Genomic DNA, 14336 nt, shown 5'->3' on the forward strand with positions numbered 1-14336 from the left:
CAATGCAACAGAGCGGGCCGGGTCTATGGTCCCACCGGCGTAAAGGAGCGGTGAATCGATGGCGCTGGAGCTGGAGCCCGGAACCCGCCTGGTGGTGGCCACCCACAACCCCGGCAAGGCCCGCGAACTGGCCGAAATCCTCGAGAACCGCTTCGTGCTGGTCAGCGCCGGCGACCTTGGCCTAGCCGAGCCGGACGAGACCGAGACCACCTTCGTCGGCAACGCGCTGCTCAAGGCTCGCGCGGCGGCCGAGGCCAGTGGGCTGGTGGCGCTCGCCGACGACTCCGGCCTGTCGGTCGCCGCCCTGGATGGCTCGCCCGGCATCTATTCGGCGCGTTGGGCCGGCCCGGAGAAGGACTTCACCATGGCCATGAAGAAGGTCGAGGAACGTCTGGAAGAGGCGGCCGCCCGCGACTTTTCGGCCTGGTTCACCTCGGCGCTCGCCGTCGCCTGGCCGGGCGGACCGGCGGTAGTGGTCGAGGGTCGCGTGGACGGCGTGCTGGCCTTCCCGCCGCGCGGCGACCGGGGCTTCGGCTACGATCCGATCTTCGTGCCCGATGGCCACGACCAGACCTTCGGCGAGATGGACCCGGGCGCCAAGGACGCCATGAGCCACCGGGCGCGCGCCTTCGCCAAGCTGAAGGCCGCGCTCTTGTGACGAGCCGACCTAAGCTGGGCGTCTACATCCACTGGCCCTACTGCGCGCGGATTTGCCCCTACTGCGACTTCAACGTCTTCAAGGACAGGAAGGGCGAGGAACCCGCCGCGCTGGCCCGCGCCATCGTCGCCGACCTTGAGGCGCAGGCGGCGCTGACCGGCCCGCGGGAGCTCGCCTCGATCTTCCTGGGGGGCGGCACGCCTTCACTGATGGATCCGGACTGGGCGTGGGAGATGATCGCCGCCGCCCGCAGGCTCTGGACGCCCGCCGCCGATCTGGAAGTCACCCTGGAAGCCAACCCCACCGACGCCGAGGCGCAGCGGTTCGCCGCCTTCGCCGACGCCGGCGTGAACCGCCTGTCGCTGGGCCTGCAATCGCTGGACGACGCGGCGCTCAGGTTCCTGGGCCGCAACCACGACGCCGCCACGGCGGTCCGGGCGGCGCGGGCCGCCGCGCGCGCCTTCCCCAGGCTTTCCATCGACATGATCTACGCCCGGCCCGGCCAGACGCCGACCGCCTGGGCGCAGGAACTGAAGGCCGCCATCGATCTCGGCGCCGAGCACCTCTCGCCCTACCAGCTGACCATCGAGGCCGGCACCGCCTTCGACCGCGCGGTGCGCCGTGGGCAGTTCGTCCCGCCGGACGGCGACACCGGCGCGGCGCTCTTCGACACGACCCAACAGGTGCTCGAGGCCGCCGGCTTCGACGCCTACGAGGTCTCCAACCATGCCCGGGGCGCCGCCGCCCGCTCGCGCCACAACCTGATCTACTGGCAGGGTCATGACTACGTCGGCGCGGGCCCGGGCGCGCATGGCCGGATCACGCAGGACGGCGTGCGCCAGGCGACCCACGCCGCCGCCAGACCCGCCGACTACATCGTCGGCGTCGCCCAGACCGGCCTGGGCTTCCCAGAGCGCGAGCCGCTCGACGCCCGCGAAGCCGCGCAGGAACGCCTGTTGAGCGGCCTGCGGATCGCCGAGGGCGTCCCGTTCGCCGATGTCGCCGCGCTGGGGATTGCGCCCAGCCGGATCGCCGACCTGACAGCGCTCGGCCTGCTCGCCGACGACCCGCAGCGCCTGCGCGCCACGCCCGCCGGACGCCTGGTGCTCGACCGCCTGACCGTGGAGCTGGCGACCTAGCCGCTTGCCAATCGCCGCCTGACACGCGAACCCTCGCCCATGGCCAAGGGCATCCCACCGCCGAAACTCGACGAGGCGCCGCTGACGCCCGGGCTCTATGTGATCGCCACCCCGATCGGCAATCTGCGCGACATCACGCTGCGCGCCCTCGACGTGCTCGCCGCCGCCGATCTCGTGCTGGCCGAGGACACCCGCGTGGCGGCCAAGCTGTTGCAGGCCTACGGCCTCTCGGCCAAGCTGGAACGCTACGATGAGCACGGCGCCGAACGCACGCGGCCCAAGGCCATGGCCGCGCTGGCCGACGGCAAGACCGTCGCGCTCGTCTCCGACGCCGGCACGCCGCTGGTCTCCGACCCCGGCTACAAGCTGGTCCGCGAGGCCGCCGCCGAAGGCTATCCGGTGTATCCGATCCCTGGCGCCTCGGCCCTGCTGGCGGGCCTCTCCGCCGCCGGCCTTCCCACCGACCGCTTCCTGTTCGCAGGGTTCCCGCCGCCGAAGAGCGCGGCGCGGCGCACCTTCCTGGAGGAGTTGGCGCCGGTCCGCGCCACCCTGGTGTTCTTCGAGGGCGGCTCGCGACTGGCTGCCAGCCTCGCCGACATGGCCGCCGTCCTGGGCGGCGGGCGCGAGGCGGTGGTGTGCCGCGAACTCACCAAGCTCTACGAGACCTTCTACCGCGGGCCGCTCACCGACCTCGCCGCCGACCCCAGGCTCGACGCCCCCAAGGGCGAGATCGTCATCCTGGTCGGGCCGGGCCGCGAGACCGAGGCCACGGCGGGCGACGTCGACACCGCACTCGCCGACGCCCTGCAACGCCTGCGCCCGGCCGACGCCGCCGCCGAGGTCGCCAAGGCGCTCGGCCTCTCGCGGCGCGAGGTCTATCAGCGGGCCATGCAGCTGCGGGCGGGCAAGTGACCCAGATCCGCTCCGCGCGCGGCGCGGCGGCGCGCCTGTCCGGCCGCCGCGCGGAAATCCTCGCCGCGCTCTGGCTGATGATGAAAGGCTACCGGATCCTGGGCTTCCGCCTGAAGACCCGGCAAGCCGAGATCGACCTCCTGGCCTTGCGCGGCCACACCCTCGCCGTCGTGGAGGTCAAGCGGCGCGCCAGCCTGCTGATCGCGCTTGAGACCGTCACCTTCGATCAGCGCGATCGGCTGCGCCGGGCCGGCGCCGCGCTGGCCGCCAGCCGCCCGGCGCTGAAAGGTGCGGCGGTTCGCCTCGACCTCATAGCCCTCGCGCCCGGCAAGCTTCCTAGGCATATTCCCGACGCCTGGAAGGGCGACTGACCGAGGGGGCGACAGCCGACGCCATGGGCCGCGAGGAGGCTGAATCCATATTGCTGGCCGCCGGCGGCTGCGCCGATGGGGACTTCCCGCTGCTGGAAGCGGCGATCGCGTGCGCGATCCACGAGGACCCCAGCCGCGACCCGCAGCCCACCCGCGACCTGGGCGCCACCGGGGTCGAGCGGCTGGCCCAGCGCCTGAAACAGGAAAGCGCGGAAGAGGCCATCGCCGAGACCATGGCCGGCGACCTGCGCCTGGCCGGCGACCTCTTCACCTATGAGGACCCCGACAACGCCGACATCATTGCGGTGACCGAGCGGCGCAAGGGCCTGCCGGTGGCGCTGGGCGTCTTCTACCTGCACGCCGCACGCAAGTGCGCCCTGACGGTCCAGGGCGTCGACTTCCCCGGCCACTTCCTGCTGCGCATCGAGACCGAGGAAGGCCCGCTCGCGCTGGACCCGTTCTCGGAAGGCCGCGTGGTGCTGCCCTCGGAGCTGACCAGGCGCGCCCTGCATGCGGGCCTGACGCCCAATGTCGCCGACCGGCTCGACCGGCTGATGGCGCCGGTCAGCGACCGCGCCGTGCTGCTGCGGCTGCAGAACAACGTCTTCGCCCGCGCCAGCCAGGTCCGCGACTACGCCCGCGCCGAGCGCGCCGCGCTGCGCCGCGCGCTGCTCGACCCCAGCGACCACCGCCCCTGGCTCGACGTCGCCGCGGCCCGCGAGGGCCAGGGCGCGCTCGCGGGCTCGCTGGAGGCGCTGGCGAGGGCGACGGAGCTCGACGGCGGCGCGGCGCTCGCGGCCCGGGCGGCGCGCGAGCGGGTGCGGCTGCAGCTGAACTGATGGCGGACCGCATGGCGAAGCCCGACATACTCGTGAAGGCTGTAGCTTGTCTTTTCTTAGCTTCGCTGTGCGCATGTCGCGCCAAGGTCGATCAACGTGTCTCCCAGCAAGCTGTCTCAATAAATCCCGTTTGCGCGCTCGACGTCGAGAAAGCCAGCCATTTGACCGAGCATGGCGACTTAGCCAGCGCCAGAAAATTGCGGGGTTACTACTGGGATTGCGTTAGAGAAGGATATGATCTTCCTCTAAAGAATTGGGCCTTGGTTGCCGCTCGTATCGGAGACAAGAGCGACCAAAAAGAATACATGAAAGTGCTAGCAGAGGGGCGGTTTGAAACCGAAGGAATGGAATGGGAGTCGCCAGCTAGCTGCAGCGGAGATGAGGATATTCGAACGTATCGGCCAAAATTCGAGAGGGACTTGGTCGGAGCACACAAACGGATGGCCTTCTACATTTTCTGTGAGGAAGCCGGAATCAGTCCGAACATCATGTCTCTCGCGAAGCGCACAGCGAAGATCGGCAGCGCCGCCGATAAGAGATTCTATAGTGACCTTGTAGAGGTGAAGTCCGAGCCGTCGCGGTGAAAGCTGGCGAAAGCTGGCGAAAGCTGGCGAAAGCTGGCGAAAGCTGGCGAAGGCTGGCGAAAGCTGGCGAAGGCTGGCGAAAGCTGGCGAAAGCTGGCGAAAGCCCGGCATCCTTCAGGATGCTGGATAACCCTGAACTCCATGGTTGATCGCGAGCTTGGGTCTCCCGGCAAGTCAAGGAGCGGCCCCTGGCCGCCCGCTACGCGGCGCGCCTTCGGCGCGTCCTTGAGTTGCCGGGAGACCCAAGCAAAACTGGCCGCCATGGACTTAAGGCGCAGTCCGTTCAGGGCGTCTAAACGGGCGGGGGACGCCGGTCGTCCCTACGGCCGCTCGTGCCGGGGCTGATAGAGCGCCAGGCTCCCGCCGCCCGGCAGCGTTAGCCGCGTCGTCCGTCCCCAGCCCTGCTGGCTCGCCGCCTCACAGGCGACGCCCGCCGCACTCAGCGCCGCCATCTCGGCGTCCAGGTCATCGGTCATCAGATAGAGTTCGTGGACCCCGTTCTCGTCCGCCGGATGCACCGCGGCCTCCGACGCCGGCAGGGCGAAGATCAGCCAGCCGTCGTGGACGTCGACGTATGGGAACTTCAGCACATCGCGGAAGAACGCCCGGTCGGCGGCGGCGTCCTTCGAATAGACGATGACGTGGGCTCCGTTGATCATGCCTTGGCTCCCTGCTTTCCGCGCGCGAACCTAGCGTCGAACCCGCGCGCGGCCTATGTGCCTAGACCTTGGCTGGCGGGAGCGGACGCATGTCTCTGAAGGTCGCGGTGCAGATGGATCCCATAGAGGGGATCAACATCGGGGGCGACACGACCTTCCTGATGATGGAGACCGCCCAGAACCGCGGCCACAGCCTGTTCGTCTACACGCCCGACACGCTGGCCATGGAAGACGGCCGGGTCTTCGCCCGCGGCCGCGACGTGACCGTGCAGCGGGTCGTCGGCGACCACCACGCGGCCGCCGAGGCCCGCCAGACGGAGCTCACCGAGTTCGACGTCATCCTGCTGCGCCAGGATCCGCCCTTCGACATGCACTACATCGACACCACCTTCTTCCTGCAGGTGGTCCATCCCAAGACCCTGGTGGTGAACGACCCTGTCGAGGTCAGGAACGCGCCGGAAAAACTGTTCGTCACCGAGTTCCCGGGCCTGCAGCCGCCGACGCTGATCACCTCCGACCCTCTGGCCATCGCCGACTTCCGGGCGCGGCACGGCGACATCGTCCTGAAGCCCCTGAACGGCAAGGGCGGCTCGGGCGTCACCCGCCACCTGAAGGACGACCCCAACCTCGGGACCCTCTTGGAGCTGCACGCCGAGATCGTCCGCGAGCCGGTGATCGTGCAGAAGTTCCTCCCCGCCGTGACCAAGGGCGACAAGCGCATCCTGCTGGTCGACGGCGAGCCGGCCGGCGCCATCAACCGGGTGCCGCAGAAGGGCCAGATCCGCTCCAACATGGCGGTCGGCGGCACGCCGCAACCGGTGGAGCTGACCGCCCGCGACCGCGAGATCTGCGCCGCGATCGGGCCGGAGCTGCGCCGGCGCGGCCTGCTGTTCGTCGGCATCGACGTGATCGGCGACTACCTGACCGAGATCAATGTGACCTCGCCGACCGGGGCCGTGGCGCTGAAGACCTTCAGTGGAATCGACGCCACCGAATTGCTCTGGAAACGGATTGAAGCGCTTCGCGCCACGGCTTAGGCTGTTTTCCGAAGACGCCGCGGCAAGTCACGGAATCGTCTCATCTTCCCCATAAGTTCTATTTTTGTTCTTGATCTGAGCGCGGCGCTGTGCTGCGATCTTGTGGATAACTGATGTCGGACCACTAGGTCTTGGGGCCGGGTCCTGGGCTGGGGAGCTGCGATGGCGGCGCGGGTCGTGACGGTGGCGTTTCAGGGCGTCGAGGCGCGGCGCGTCGAGGTCGAGGCCCAGTTCACCGGCGGCGAGGTCCGCTTCTACCTGGTCGGCATGGGCGACAAGGCGATCTCCGAAAGCCGCGAGCGGGTCCGCGCGGCCTTTTCGGGGCTGGGCCTGTCGCTGCCGAGCCGCCGGATCATCGTCAACCTGGCGCCCGCCGACCTCCCGAAGGAGGGCAGCCACTACGACCTCCCCATCGCGCTGGCGATCATGGCCGGGATGAACGTGATCCCGCCGGACGCGCTCGACGACTGGGCGGCTATGGGCGAGCTGTCGCTGGACGGCCGGATCACTCCGGTGGCCGGCGCGCTGCCCGCCGCCGTGGCGGCCGGGGCCATGGGGCTGGGGCTGATCTGCCCGGAGGCCTGCGGGCCGGAGGCCGCCTGGGCGGGCGACACCCGCATCCTGGCGGCGCCCTCGCTGATCGCGCTGGTCAATCACTTCCGCGGAACCCAGGTGCTTTCGCCGCCGAGCGTTGGCGTGATGCGCGATCCCGAACGCGCCCCGGACCTGCGGGAGGTGAAGGGCCAGGAGAACGCCAAGCGGGCGCTGGAGATCGCCGCGGCCGGCGGCCACAACCTGGCCTTCGTCGGCCCGCCGGGATCGGGCAAGTCGATGATGGCGGCGCGCCTGCCGGGCCTGCTGCCGCCGCTGACGCCGGAGGAGCTGCTCGAGACCTCGATGGTCCATTCGGTGGCCGGCCTGATCGCCAAGGGCGAACTCACCCGCGCCCGGCCGTTCCGCGCGCCCCACCATTCGGCCAGCATGGCGGCGCTCACCGGCGGGGGCCTGAAGGCCAAGCCCGGCGAGGTCAGCCTGGCGCACAACGGCGTGCTGTTCCTCGACGAACTGCCGGAGTTCAGCGCCCAGGCGCTCGATTCCCTGCGCCAACCGCTGGAGACCGGCGAGGTGGTCGTCGCCCGCGCCAACGCCCACGTCAAATATCCGGCTCGGGTCCAATTGGTGGCCGCGATGAATCCATGCCGCTGCGGCCTGGGCGGGCCGGGGCGCGGCGCCTGCGGCCGCGCGCCCCGCTGCCAGAGCGACTACATGGGCCGCATCTCTGGGCCCCTGATGGACCGCATCGACCTGCAGGTGGAGGTGCCGCCGGTCACCGCCGCCGATCTGGCGCTGCCGGCGCCCGCCGAGGGAACCGCCGAAGCCGCCGCCCGCGTGGCGCAGGCCCGCGGCGCCCAGGCGGCGCGCGCCGCCGATGGGGGCGAGGGCGCAGCGCTGCTGAATTCGCGCGCGGACGGCGACTGGCTGGAGACCATCGCGGCCCTCGACGCCCCGGCCAAGGCGCTGCTCACCCGCGCCGCGGAGGCCGGCGGCCTCACCGCTCGGGGCTGGACACGGACGGTTCGCCTGGCCCGCACCATCGCCGACCTGGAAGGCTCCGATGCGGTGCGCCGGGTGCATGTGGCCGAGGCGCTGATCTACCGGCGGGTCGCGCCGGGGTCGGCGGTAGGCGGCGGCGCGGTGCTGGCGGCGAACTGACGGCGGCTGGCCCGCCAGGTGTTGATCGTGCCGACGCCCACGGCGAAGAACACCCACTGGCTCAGGATCACCTGTCCCGTTGCGTAGGCCCAGGCCCTGACGCCCGGATCGACAAGCCGCGCGACATGGATAGCGACGCACAAAAGCTGGAAGGCGGCGGCCGGCAGGGGCCAGTAGCGCTCAGTGCGAAGAGCGATCCAGGTCAGCAGCAAGAGCAGGCAGGTATCGGCGGCGAAGGCGCTCCACTGCAGACCGACCCACCGCCGGTCGGACAGGAACACCGTCACCAGGGTGCTCATCATCAGGCCGCCGGCCGCGAGCTGCTCCTCGCGCCCGCCCTTCCAGAACGCGCCGCCGCAGACGATCACGGTGATCGCCAGTCCAACCCAGGGCGGTAGGGCGTAGTTGAGCGACAGCAAACGAAAAGACCCCCGGCATGTGCCGAGGGTCCAATCTGACAGACCGCCCTCGCGGGCGGAATGGGATATTAGGCCGCTTGGACGGCGCGGAGCGAACGACGGCCGATTTGCGGCTGCTCGTCCTGAGCGAACATCGGCGGCGGCTTGTTGCCGCTGCCGGGGTCGGTCATCGTCACCGCGCCCAGGCCGATCTGGGTCTGGACGAGCGAAAGCTCTTTGTGGGTCTCGACGATGGCGCGCCGGGCGTCGGCCAGAGCCATGATGGCCTGGCTGGCGCGTTCCAGCGCGTCCTGGCCGATCAGCGCCGAGGCGCCGACGCCCTTGCGCATAGCCGGCATGGCGCCGGTCAGAGCGGCGGTCTTGGTCAAGGCGTTGTCGATAGCGGTCTCGGCTTCGAACAGGGCGGCCGCGACTTGTTCGGCGATCATCCGGCGTTGCTTGAGCATGAGGTCTCTCCTGCGCGCGCCGGTCTATGGCGCTCGCTCAAATGAATTACAGGGGTATGGTTTCGGTCCGGTTTAGGCCCGGAAAAAAGTTCGCCCGAGATCCGAGAGCGCGTGGAGGCCGGCCAGCATCCCCCCGAAAGCCAGGGCGGTGAAGACCGCGATCGCCACAATCGCCGCCAGTCGGGCGGGCGCGCTCAGATCATTTCGGCCGAGCCAGCCTCCGGCTCGGTTTTGAAGTTCTCGTCCAGCAGCACCCAGGTCATGCAGAGGATTTCCCGCAGGACCATTTCCGAGGGCTTGAACGGCGCCAGCTTGCGCGTACCGGACACCAGGTGCCTGGCCATGTTCGCCTGCGCCGGCGTCGCCGCCAGATCGATAAGCTGCCGTTCCAGCTGCGCCCAGGTGAAGGTCGGAAGCGCCTCTTCCCGCGCCGCCGGCGTCGGCCAGCGCGCCTCGAAGTCGTCGATCTCCCGGCGCAGCCGAAGCGCCTTGCCAATCACCGCCCGGTTGTCGAAGTTCTGCCAGTCGCCCATGGGCCACCCCCTCTGTTGCCGGCTCATCCGGCCAGAGGTTAATGGCTTCGTCTGTCCTGATCGCGTCCTGTCCTGATCCGATCAGGACATGGTTAACGGCCCCGTCGCCGTCGAGCTGGCGCGCGATCCGCGCCGCGGCGTAGCGATCCTCGACGCCCAGCTTGCGGCGCGCCCGGTCGCAGTAGGTGTCGACGGAAGTTTTCGACATGCCGAGTTCGCGGGCGATCTGCTTCGAAGACAGGTGCTGATCGACCAGCCGCAGGCATTCGCGTTCGCGCGGCGTGAGCAGCCCCACCGGATCTTCGGCGATGATGTCTCGTGCGGCCATAGCGACGCCAGTTAACGATGACTTGGGCCCCGCGTCTACTTTAACGCGTAGGTTGAAGGTTAATCGGCTACACTGTGTCGCATAGGAGCCCGCCGCGATGGACACCGCCGACCCCAGTCGCACCACCACCCTCGAACTGATGATCGGGGCCCGGATGCGCACGCGGCGACGGCAACTGGGGCTCTCGCAGACCGACTTGGCGGAGCGCTTGGGGGTCTCCTTCCAGCAGGTGCAGAAATACGAGCGGGGGGCGAATCGGGTGGCGGCCTCGACCCTGCTCACCGCCGCCCAGGTGCTGGGCACCTCCATTTCCTGGCTGGTGGGCGAGGAGGTTTCCGGCCGCGACGACGACGAGGACGTGTTCCGCGCGCTGGCGCGACCGGGCGCGCTTGAGGTGCTGCAGGCCTTCAACGCCATTTCCGATCCGAAAGTCCGCGCCGCCCTACTTGCACTCGCCAAGGAAATGACCGCGCCGGACGGGGACCTACAGCGGCGCTTGACCGATCTTTAAGGCGTTCCCGGTTATCGGAACCGGATGCGCAGAACTCCTCCGAGCCTGTCCAAGCGACCCGCGCGTCCTCTGGCCCAGCGCCGGCCGCGCCGGGCGCAGATCAGCGCCGAGCAGCTGGCCTCGCTCAGCCACGAGTTCCGCACGCCGCTGAACGGCGTGCTCGGCATGTCGCGGCTGCTGGAGGGCACCAGGCTCACCGCCGAGCAACGCGCCTACGCCGCCGCCATCCGCGATTCCGGCGAACACCTGCTGACGCTGGTCAACGACGTGCTGGATTTCGCCAAGCTGGGCGCGGGCAAGGTCGACCTGCATCTGGGCGAGGTGGAGGTCGAGGCGCTGTTGCGCGGCGTCTGCGAGCTGCTGTCGCCCAGGGCCCGCGAAAAGGGCGTCGAGATCGCCTGGGCGGCGCCGGCCGACCTTGGCGCGATCCGCGCCGACGAGGGCCGCCTGCGCCAGATCCTGCTCAATTTCGCCGGCAACGCCGTCAAGTTCACGGAAGCCGGCGGCGTCTTGGTCAGCGTCGCCCGCACCGAGACCGGCCGGCTGCGCTTCACCGTCGACGACACCGGCCCCGGCGTCTGCGCGGCGCAGCAGGAACGCATCTTCGAGGCCTTCGCCCAGGCCGACCCGAGCCACGCCCACCTGGGCGGCGCGGGCCTGGGCCTGGCCATCGCACGGCGCCTGGCGCTGGCCATGGACGGCGACGTCGGCGTCGAGGACCGCAAGGACTGCGGCGCACGGTTCTGGTTCGAGGCCGCCTTCCGCGCCAGCGCCCCGGCCGCGGCGCCCGGCGCCAGCCTCGCCGGCCGCAAGATCGGCCTGGTCTCGGCCAATCCCATCGTGCGCGACGCCGCGGCCCAGCAGATCGCCGCCTGCGGCGGCGCAGCGGTGCTTGCCGCCGACCTCGACGACCTGATCGCCCGCACGCAGTTCGGCGACGTGCTGCTGGTCGACCATGCGCTGGCGACCGGCTCGCGCCTGCTGCGCCGCCCGCCGGAGCGCCGCGCCATCATCATGCTGGCCCCCGAAGAGCGCGCCTTGATCGGCCGTTACCGCCGCTCGGGCTTCGCGGGCTATCTGATCAAGCCGCTGCGCCGCGCCTCCCTCGCCGAGCGGGTGCTGGTGGCTGCGGGAGCCGAACAGGCGCCAGGCGCCGCCGAAGACGAACGCATCGCCACCGCGGCTGCGCCCGGCAAACGGGTGCTGCTGGTGGAGGACAATCCGATCAACGCCCTGCTGGCGCGTGCGCTGCTCACCCGCGAGGGCTGCGCCATCGACCACGCCGTCAGCGGCGAGGAGGCTATCGCCGCGGTCAAGGTCGGCGCCTATGACCTGATCCTGATGGACATGCGGATGCCGGGCCTGACCGGCGTCGAGACGGCTCGGGCGCTGCGGGCTCTCGGCGTCGAGACCCCGATCGTGGCGCTGACCGCCAACGCCTTCGAGGACGACCGCCACGCCTGCCTGACCGCCGGCATGAACGATTTCCTGGTCAAGCCGATGTCGCCGGACGCGCTGCGGGCCATGCTCACCCGCTGGACCGGGCCCGGCTGGACGGAAGCCGCGAGGCGCTCCAAGGTCGGCTAGAGCCGGGCGGGCGCCGGCGAATCGCCGGAGCCTTTGATGAGCACGGACACTGCCACCGCACCGCGCCCGAAACGCACAGCGATGGATGTGCTGCGCGAACTGCGGCAGCCCAAGGTCGCGGTGATGCTGGCCCTGGGTTTCGCGTCCGGCCTCCCCTTCCTGCTCACCCAGAACACCCTCGGCTACTGGCTGCGTGACGAGGGGATCAGCCTCAAGGTCATCGGCTTCGCCTCCTGGGCGGGGCTCGCCTATGTGCTCAAGCCGTTTTGGTCGCCGGTTGTGGACCGGGTGGATGTCCCCCTGCTCGGGCGGTTCGGACGCCGGCGGGGCTGGATGCTGCTCGCCCAGCTGGTCATCGCCGCCGGCCTGGTCGCCATGGCGCTGACGGGCCCCAAGGCGGGGCTGACGACCATCGTCGGCTTCGCGGTGATGGTCGCCTTCGCCTCAGCCACCCAGGACATCGTCATCGACGCCTGGCGGATCGAGGCGTCGGACGGACCTGACGAAATGGGCCTGCTCTCCGCAGCGGCCAACATCGGCTACCGGATCGCGATCCTGATCGCCGACGCCGCGATCATCGCCGGCGCCCAGCACTTCGGATGGCCGGCCTCCTACGTCGCCATGGCGGTGCTGATGGGAATCGGCGTCGCCGCCAGCCTGTTCGCCTTCGAACCCGCCCGGGCCGAGGCCGTGATGCAGGCGCAGGCGCCGCTGTGGACCCCGCGCGGCTTCTTCGATGCGGTGATCGGGCCGTTCGTCCAGTTCTTCGCCGCACACAAGGCGCTGGGCCTGCTGATGCTGCTGGCCATCGCCGCCTACCGCCTGCCCGACTTCCTGATGGGGCCGATGTACAACCCCTTCTACCACGACCTCGGGCTCTCCAAGGATGTCGTGGCGGTGGTCCGCGGCGCCACCGGCTTGCCCGGCGCCTTCATCGGCACCGTCGCCTCTGGCCTGTTCGCCGTGCGGTTCGGCCTGTTCCGGACGCTCATTACCGGCTCGGTCCTGCAGGGTCTCGGCACCGCCTCCTTCGCCCTGCTCACGATCAACCACGACATCGGTGTTTTCACCGGCGTCATGGCGCTCGACCAGTTCGCCCAGTCCTTCGCCGGCGTGGCGCTGATCGCCTACATGTCGAGCCTGACGGGCCTGGGCTACACCGCGACCCAATACGCCCTGCTGTCCTCGACCTACGCGTTCCTCGGCAAGTTCCTGAAGGGCTTCTCCGGCCAGGTGGTCGACGGGCTGTCGCACACCCAGGGCCTGATGGGGGCCTACGCCACCGCCTGGATCGGGACGGGTCTGACCGCGATCCCGCCGATCCTGCTGGTTCTGTTGCTGGCGCATCGCAGCCGGCTGGCGGCGCCCTCGGCCTAGGCCGTCAGGCAGACCACCTGGGCGACGCGCAGATTGCGCCGCAGGTCATCGGCCATGCGGCCATAGTTGTCGGCGCCGATCGGCTGGCCGGCCGCGTCGGGGAACCGCTGGCCGGCGGCCTTCAGCGCCCGCGCCGTGGTCTCCGGCGAGGTGGTGTAGATGCGTCCGCGCCGGGGCGCCTCGGCGATGGTGACGCCGACCACGCGGCCCCGGTCGTCCAGCGCCGGGGCGCCGGAAAGCCCGCCCAGCGTGCCCTTCAGCCCATCGGTGCGGCCGGTCTCCGCCCAGACCAGCACCGGTTCGGTGCGCGCGCCGCGCCCCTGCACCACCAGGTTCTCGCGGCCCAAGAGGCGCGAGCTCGCCTCGCCCGGCCGCCCCTGCGGGAAGCCCATGTGGAAGGCCCGCTCGCCCCGCCGCAGCCGTTGGCCAAGGCCCAGCGGCAGGGCCGGCGCGCCGCCGTCGGTGGTCAGGATCGCCGTCTCGGCGCCGGGGTCGATGCGCACGCTCGCGGCGACGCCTCGGCCCGGCGCGACGACGATGGCGGCCTGGGCGCAGCCTTCGACCACGTGGCGGGCGGTCACCCAGACGCCGCCCGGCGAGATCGAAAAGGCGGTGCCGGCGCCCGCCTCGGTCTTGTTTGACACTTCGACCACGACCGAAGGATCGAAGGGCGAGGCTGGACCCAAGGCCGCGCCCTCGGCTTCTGGGGTCGGCGGCGGGGCCGGCGGCGCGTCGGCGCGTTCCTGCCGGCCGACCGCGGCCAACAGCAGGGCCACCACCACCACGGCGTAGATCAGCCAGTCGGGCAGCCTCGGGAAATGCATTCTTTAAGCGTCCGCTCCGGTCAGCCGGAGACAGCGGCGGCGAGGATCAGCGCGGTGGCGAGCTTGGCGCCCACCAGCATGGAGGCCGCGGCCATCTCGTCGTCCTGGATGCGTTTGGGCAGGCCGTGCAGGATCAGGTCCACCACCCGGAAGATCAAAAGCTGCACCAGCGTGATCGCCACGCCCCACAGCGCCAGGTCCACCAGCCCCGTCGAGGCCTTCAGCGACACCGCCAGCGGTATGGCGAGCCCCACCAGCACCCCGCCCAGGGACACGGCCGCGGCGGTGTTGCCGTCGCGGATCAGGGTGATCTCCTTGTGCGGGGTCAGCATGACGTAGAGCGCCGCGGCGGCGAACAGGATCACCACCGTCACGCCGGCGTGCAGCAGGGTGACCGGG

17 protein-coding genes and 1 pseudogene are annotated in these 14336 nt (G+C 70.3%); 11 read left to right on the forward strand and 7 right to left on the reverse strand.

What is annotated here, in order from left to right:
• The first annotated feature begins 58 nt into the window (after positions 1-58).
• From rdgB to VKQ35_RS16100, 6 genes are read left to right on the forward strand one after another with little or no spacing between them, the layout of a single operon-like run.
• On the forward strand, positions 59-658 hold the full coding sequence (rdgB, locus tag VKQ35_RS16075; protein ID WP_324363412.1) for an RdgB/HAM1 family non-canonical purine NTP pyrophosphatase: 600 nt from the start codon (positions 59-61) through the stop codon (positions 656-658).
• Positions 655-1797 (forward strand): radical SAM family heme chaperone HemW, encoded by a 1143-nt coding sequence (gene hemW, locus VKQ35_RS16080; protein WP_324363414.1) that lies wholly within the window; start codon positions 655-657, stop codon positions 1795-1797. Before rdgB ends, hemW begins: the two co-directional genes overlap by 4 nt.
• 39 nt (positions 1798-1836) lie before the next feature.
• Positions 1837-2709 (forward strand): 16S rRNA (cytidine(1402)-2'-O)-methyltransferase, encoded by an 873-nt coding sequence (gene rsmI / locus VKQ35_RS16085; RefSeq protein WP_324363416.1) that lies wholly within the window; start codon positions 1837-1839, stop codon positions 2707-2709.
• Positions 2706-3080 carry a YraN family protein gene (locus tag VKQ35_RS16090; RefSeq protein WP_324363418.1) on the forward strand — a complete coding sequence of 125 codons (375 nt, stop codon included), beginning with the start codon at positions 2706-2708 and terminating at the stop codon, positions 3078-3080. Before rsmI ends, VKQ35_RS16090 begins: the two co-directional genes overlap by 4 nt.
• A gap of 23 nt (positions 3081-3103) precedes the next feature.
• Positions 3104-3919: a SirB1 family protein gene (locus VKQ35_RS16095; RefSeq protein WP_324363420.1), complete on the forward strand. Its 816-nt coding sequence runs from the start codon at positions 3104-3106 to the stop codon at positions 3917-3919.
• A gap of 11 nt (positions 3920-3930) precedes the next feature.
• Entirely contained in the window at positions 3931-4503 is a 573-nt protein-coding gene (locus VKQ35_RS16100; protein WP_324363422.1) for a hypothetical protein, read from the forward strand.
• Between the two features lie 320 nt (positions 4504-4823).
• On the opposite strand, the gene VKQ35_RS16105 is transcribed toward VKQ35_RS16100, so the two are convergent.
• On the reverse strand, positions 4824-5162 hold the full coding sequence (locus VKQ35_RS16105) for a VOC family protein (RefSeq protein ID WP_324363424.1): 339 nt from the start codon (positions 5160-5162) through the stop codon (positions 4824-4826).
• 89 nt (positions 5163-5251) lie between these two features.
• Here VKQ35_RS16105 and gshB point away from each other — a divergent pair, with 89 nt between their 5' ends.
• Entirely contained in the window at positions 5252-6199 is a 948-nt protein-coding gene (gene gshB / locus VKQ35_RS16110) for a glutathione synthase (RefSeq protein ID WP_324363426.1), read from the forward strand.
• A 162-nt stretch (positions 6200-6361) separates the two neighbouring features.
• The gene (locus VKQ35_RS16115; protein ID WP_324363428.1) at positions 6362-7912 is read left to right on the forward strand and encodes a YifB family Mg chelatase-like AAA ATPase; all 1551 of its coding nucleotides are present in this window, start codon (positions 6362-6364) and stop codon (positions 7910-7912) included.
• Here VKQ35_RS16115 and VKQ35_RS16120 read toward each other — a convergent pair.
• From VKQ35_RS16120 to VKQ35_RS22075, 4 genes and pseudogenes are all read right to left on the reverse strand, one after another.
• Positions 7852-8331, reverse strand: coding sequence for a hypothetical protein (locus VKQ35_RS16120; protein WP_324363430.1), 480 nt, complete (start codon positions 8329-8331; stop codon positions 7852-7854). The two genes, VKQ35_RS16115 and VKQ35_RS16120, sit on opposite strands and share 61 nt — an antisense overlap.
• Before the next feature lie 68 nt (positions 8332-8399).
• Positions 8400-8777, reverse strand: a complete 378-nt coding sequence (locus VKQ35_RS16125) for a hypothetical protein (protein WP_324363431.1) — start codon at positions 8775-8777, stop codon at positions 8400-8402.
• Between the two features lie 194 nt (positions 8778-8971).
• Positions 8972-9310 carry a hypothetical protein gene (locus VKQ35_RS16130; protein WP_324363433.1) on the reverse strand — a complete coding sequence of 113 codons (339 nt, stop codon included), beginning with the start codon at positions 9308-9310 and terminating at the stop codon, positions 8972-8974.
• A gap of 181 nt (positions 9311-9491) precedes the next feature.
• Positions 9492-9638 (reverse strand): annotated as a pseudogene (locus VKQ35_RS22075) (LuxR C-terminal-related transcriptional regulator); the annotation flags it as partial.
• A 97-nt stretch (positions 9639-9735) separates the two neighbouring features.
• On the opposite strand from VKQ35_RS22075, the gene VKQ35_RS16140 reads away from it, so the two are divergent.
• From VKQ35_RS16140 to VKQ35_RS16150, 3 genes are read left to right on the forward strand one after another with little or no spacing between them, the layout of a single operon-like run.
• Positions 9736-10149 (forward strand): helix-turn-helix domain-containing protein, encoded by a 414-nt coding sequence (locus VKQ35_RS16140; protein ID WP_324363436.1) that lies wholly within the window; start codon positions 9736-9738, stop codon positions 10147-10149.
• Positions 10150-10173: 24 nt separating this feature from the next.
• Positions 10174-11736 (forward strand): response regulator, encoded by a 1563-nt coding sequence (locus VKQ35_RS16145; protein ID WP_324363438.1) that lies wholly within the window; start codon positions 10174-10176, stop codon positions 11734-11736.
• A 36-nt stretch (positions 11737-11772) separates the two neighbouring features.
• Positions 11773-13113 carry an AmpG family muropeptide MFS transporter gene (locus tag VKQ35_RS16150; RefSeq protein WP_324363440.1) on the forward strand — a complete coding sequence of 447 codons (1341 nt, stop codon included), beginning with the start codon at positions 11773-11775 and terminating at the stop codon, positions 13111-13113.
• Here the strand turns inward: VKQ35_RS16150 and VKQ35_RS16155 are convergent.
• The gene (locus VKQ35_RS16155) at positions 13110-13937 is read right to left on the reverse strand and encodes a serine protease (protein WP_324363442.1); all 828 of its coding nucleotides are present in this window, start codon (positions 13935-13937) and stop codon (positions 13110-13112) included. The two genes, VKQ35_RS16150 and VKQ35_RS16155, sit on opposite strands and share 4 nt — an antisense overlap.
• A 20-nt stretch (positions 13938-13957) precedes the next feature.
• Positions 13958-14336, reverse strand: a 379-nt coding sequence (locus tag VKQ35_RS16160) for a DUF350 domain-containing protein (RefSeq protein WP_324363444.1), incomplete at its 5' end; no start/stop codon positions are given.

This window comes from Phenylobacterium sp. (genome assembly GCF_035309685.1).
Classification (GTDB): domain Bacteria; phylum Pseudomonadota; class Alphaproteobacteria; order Caulobacterales; family Caulobacteraceae; genus Phenylobacterium.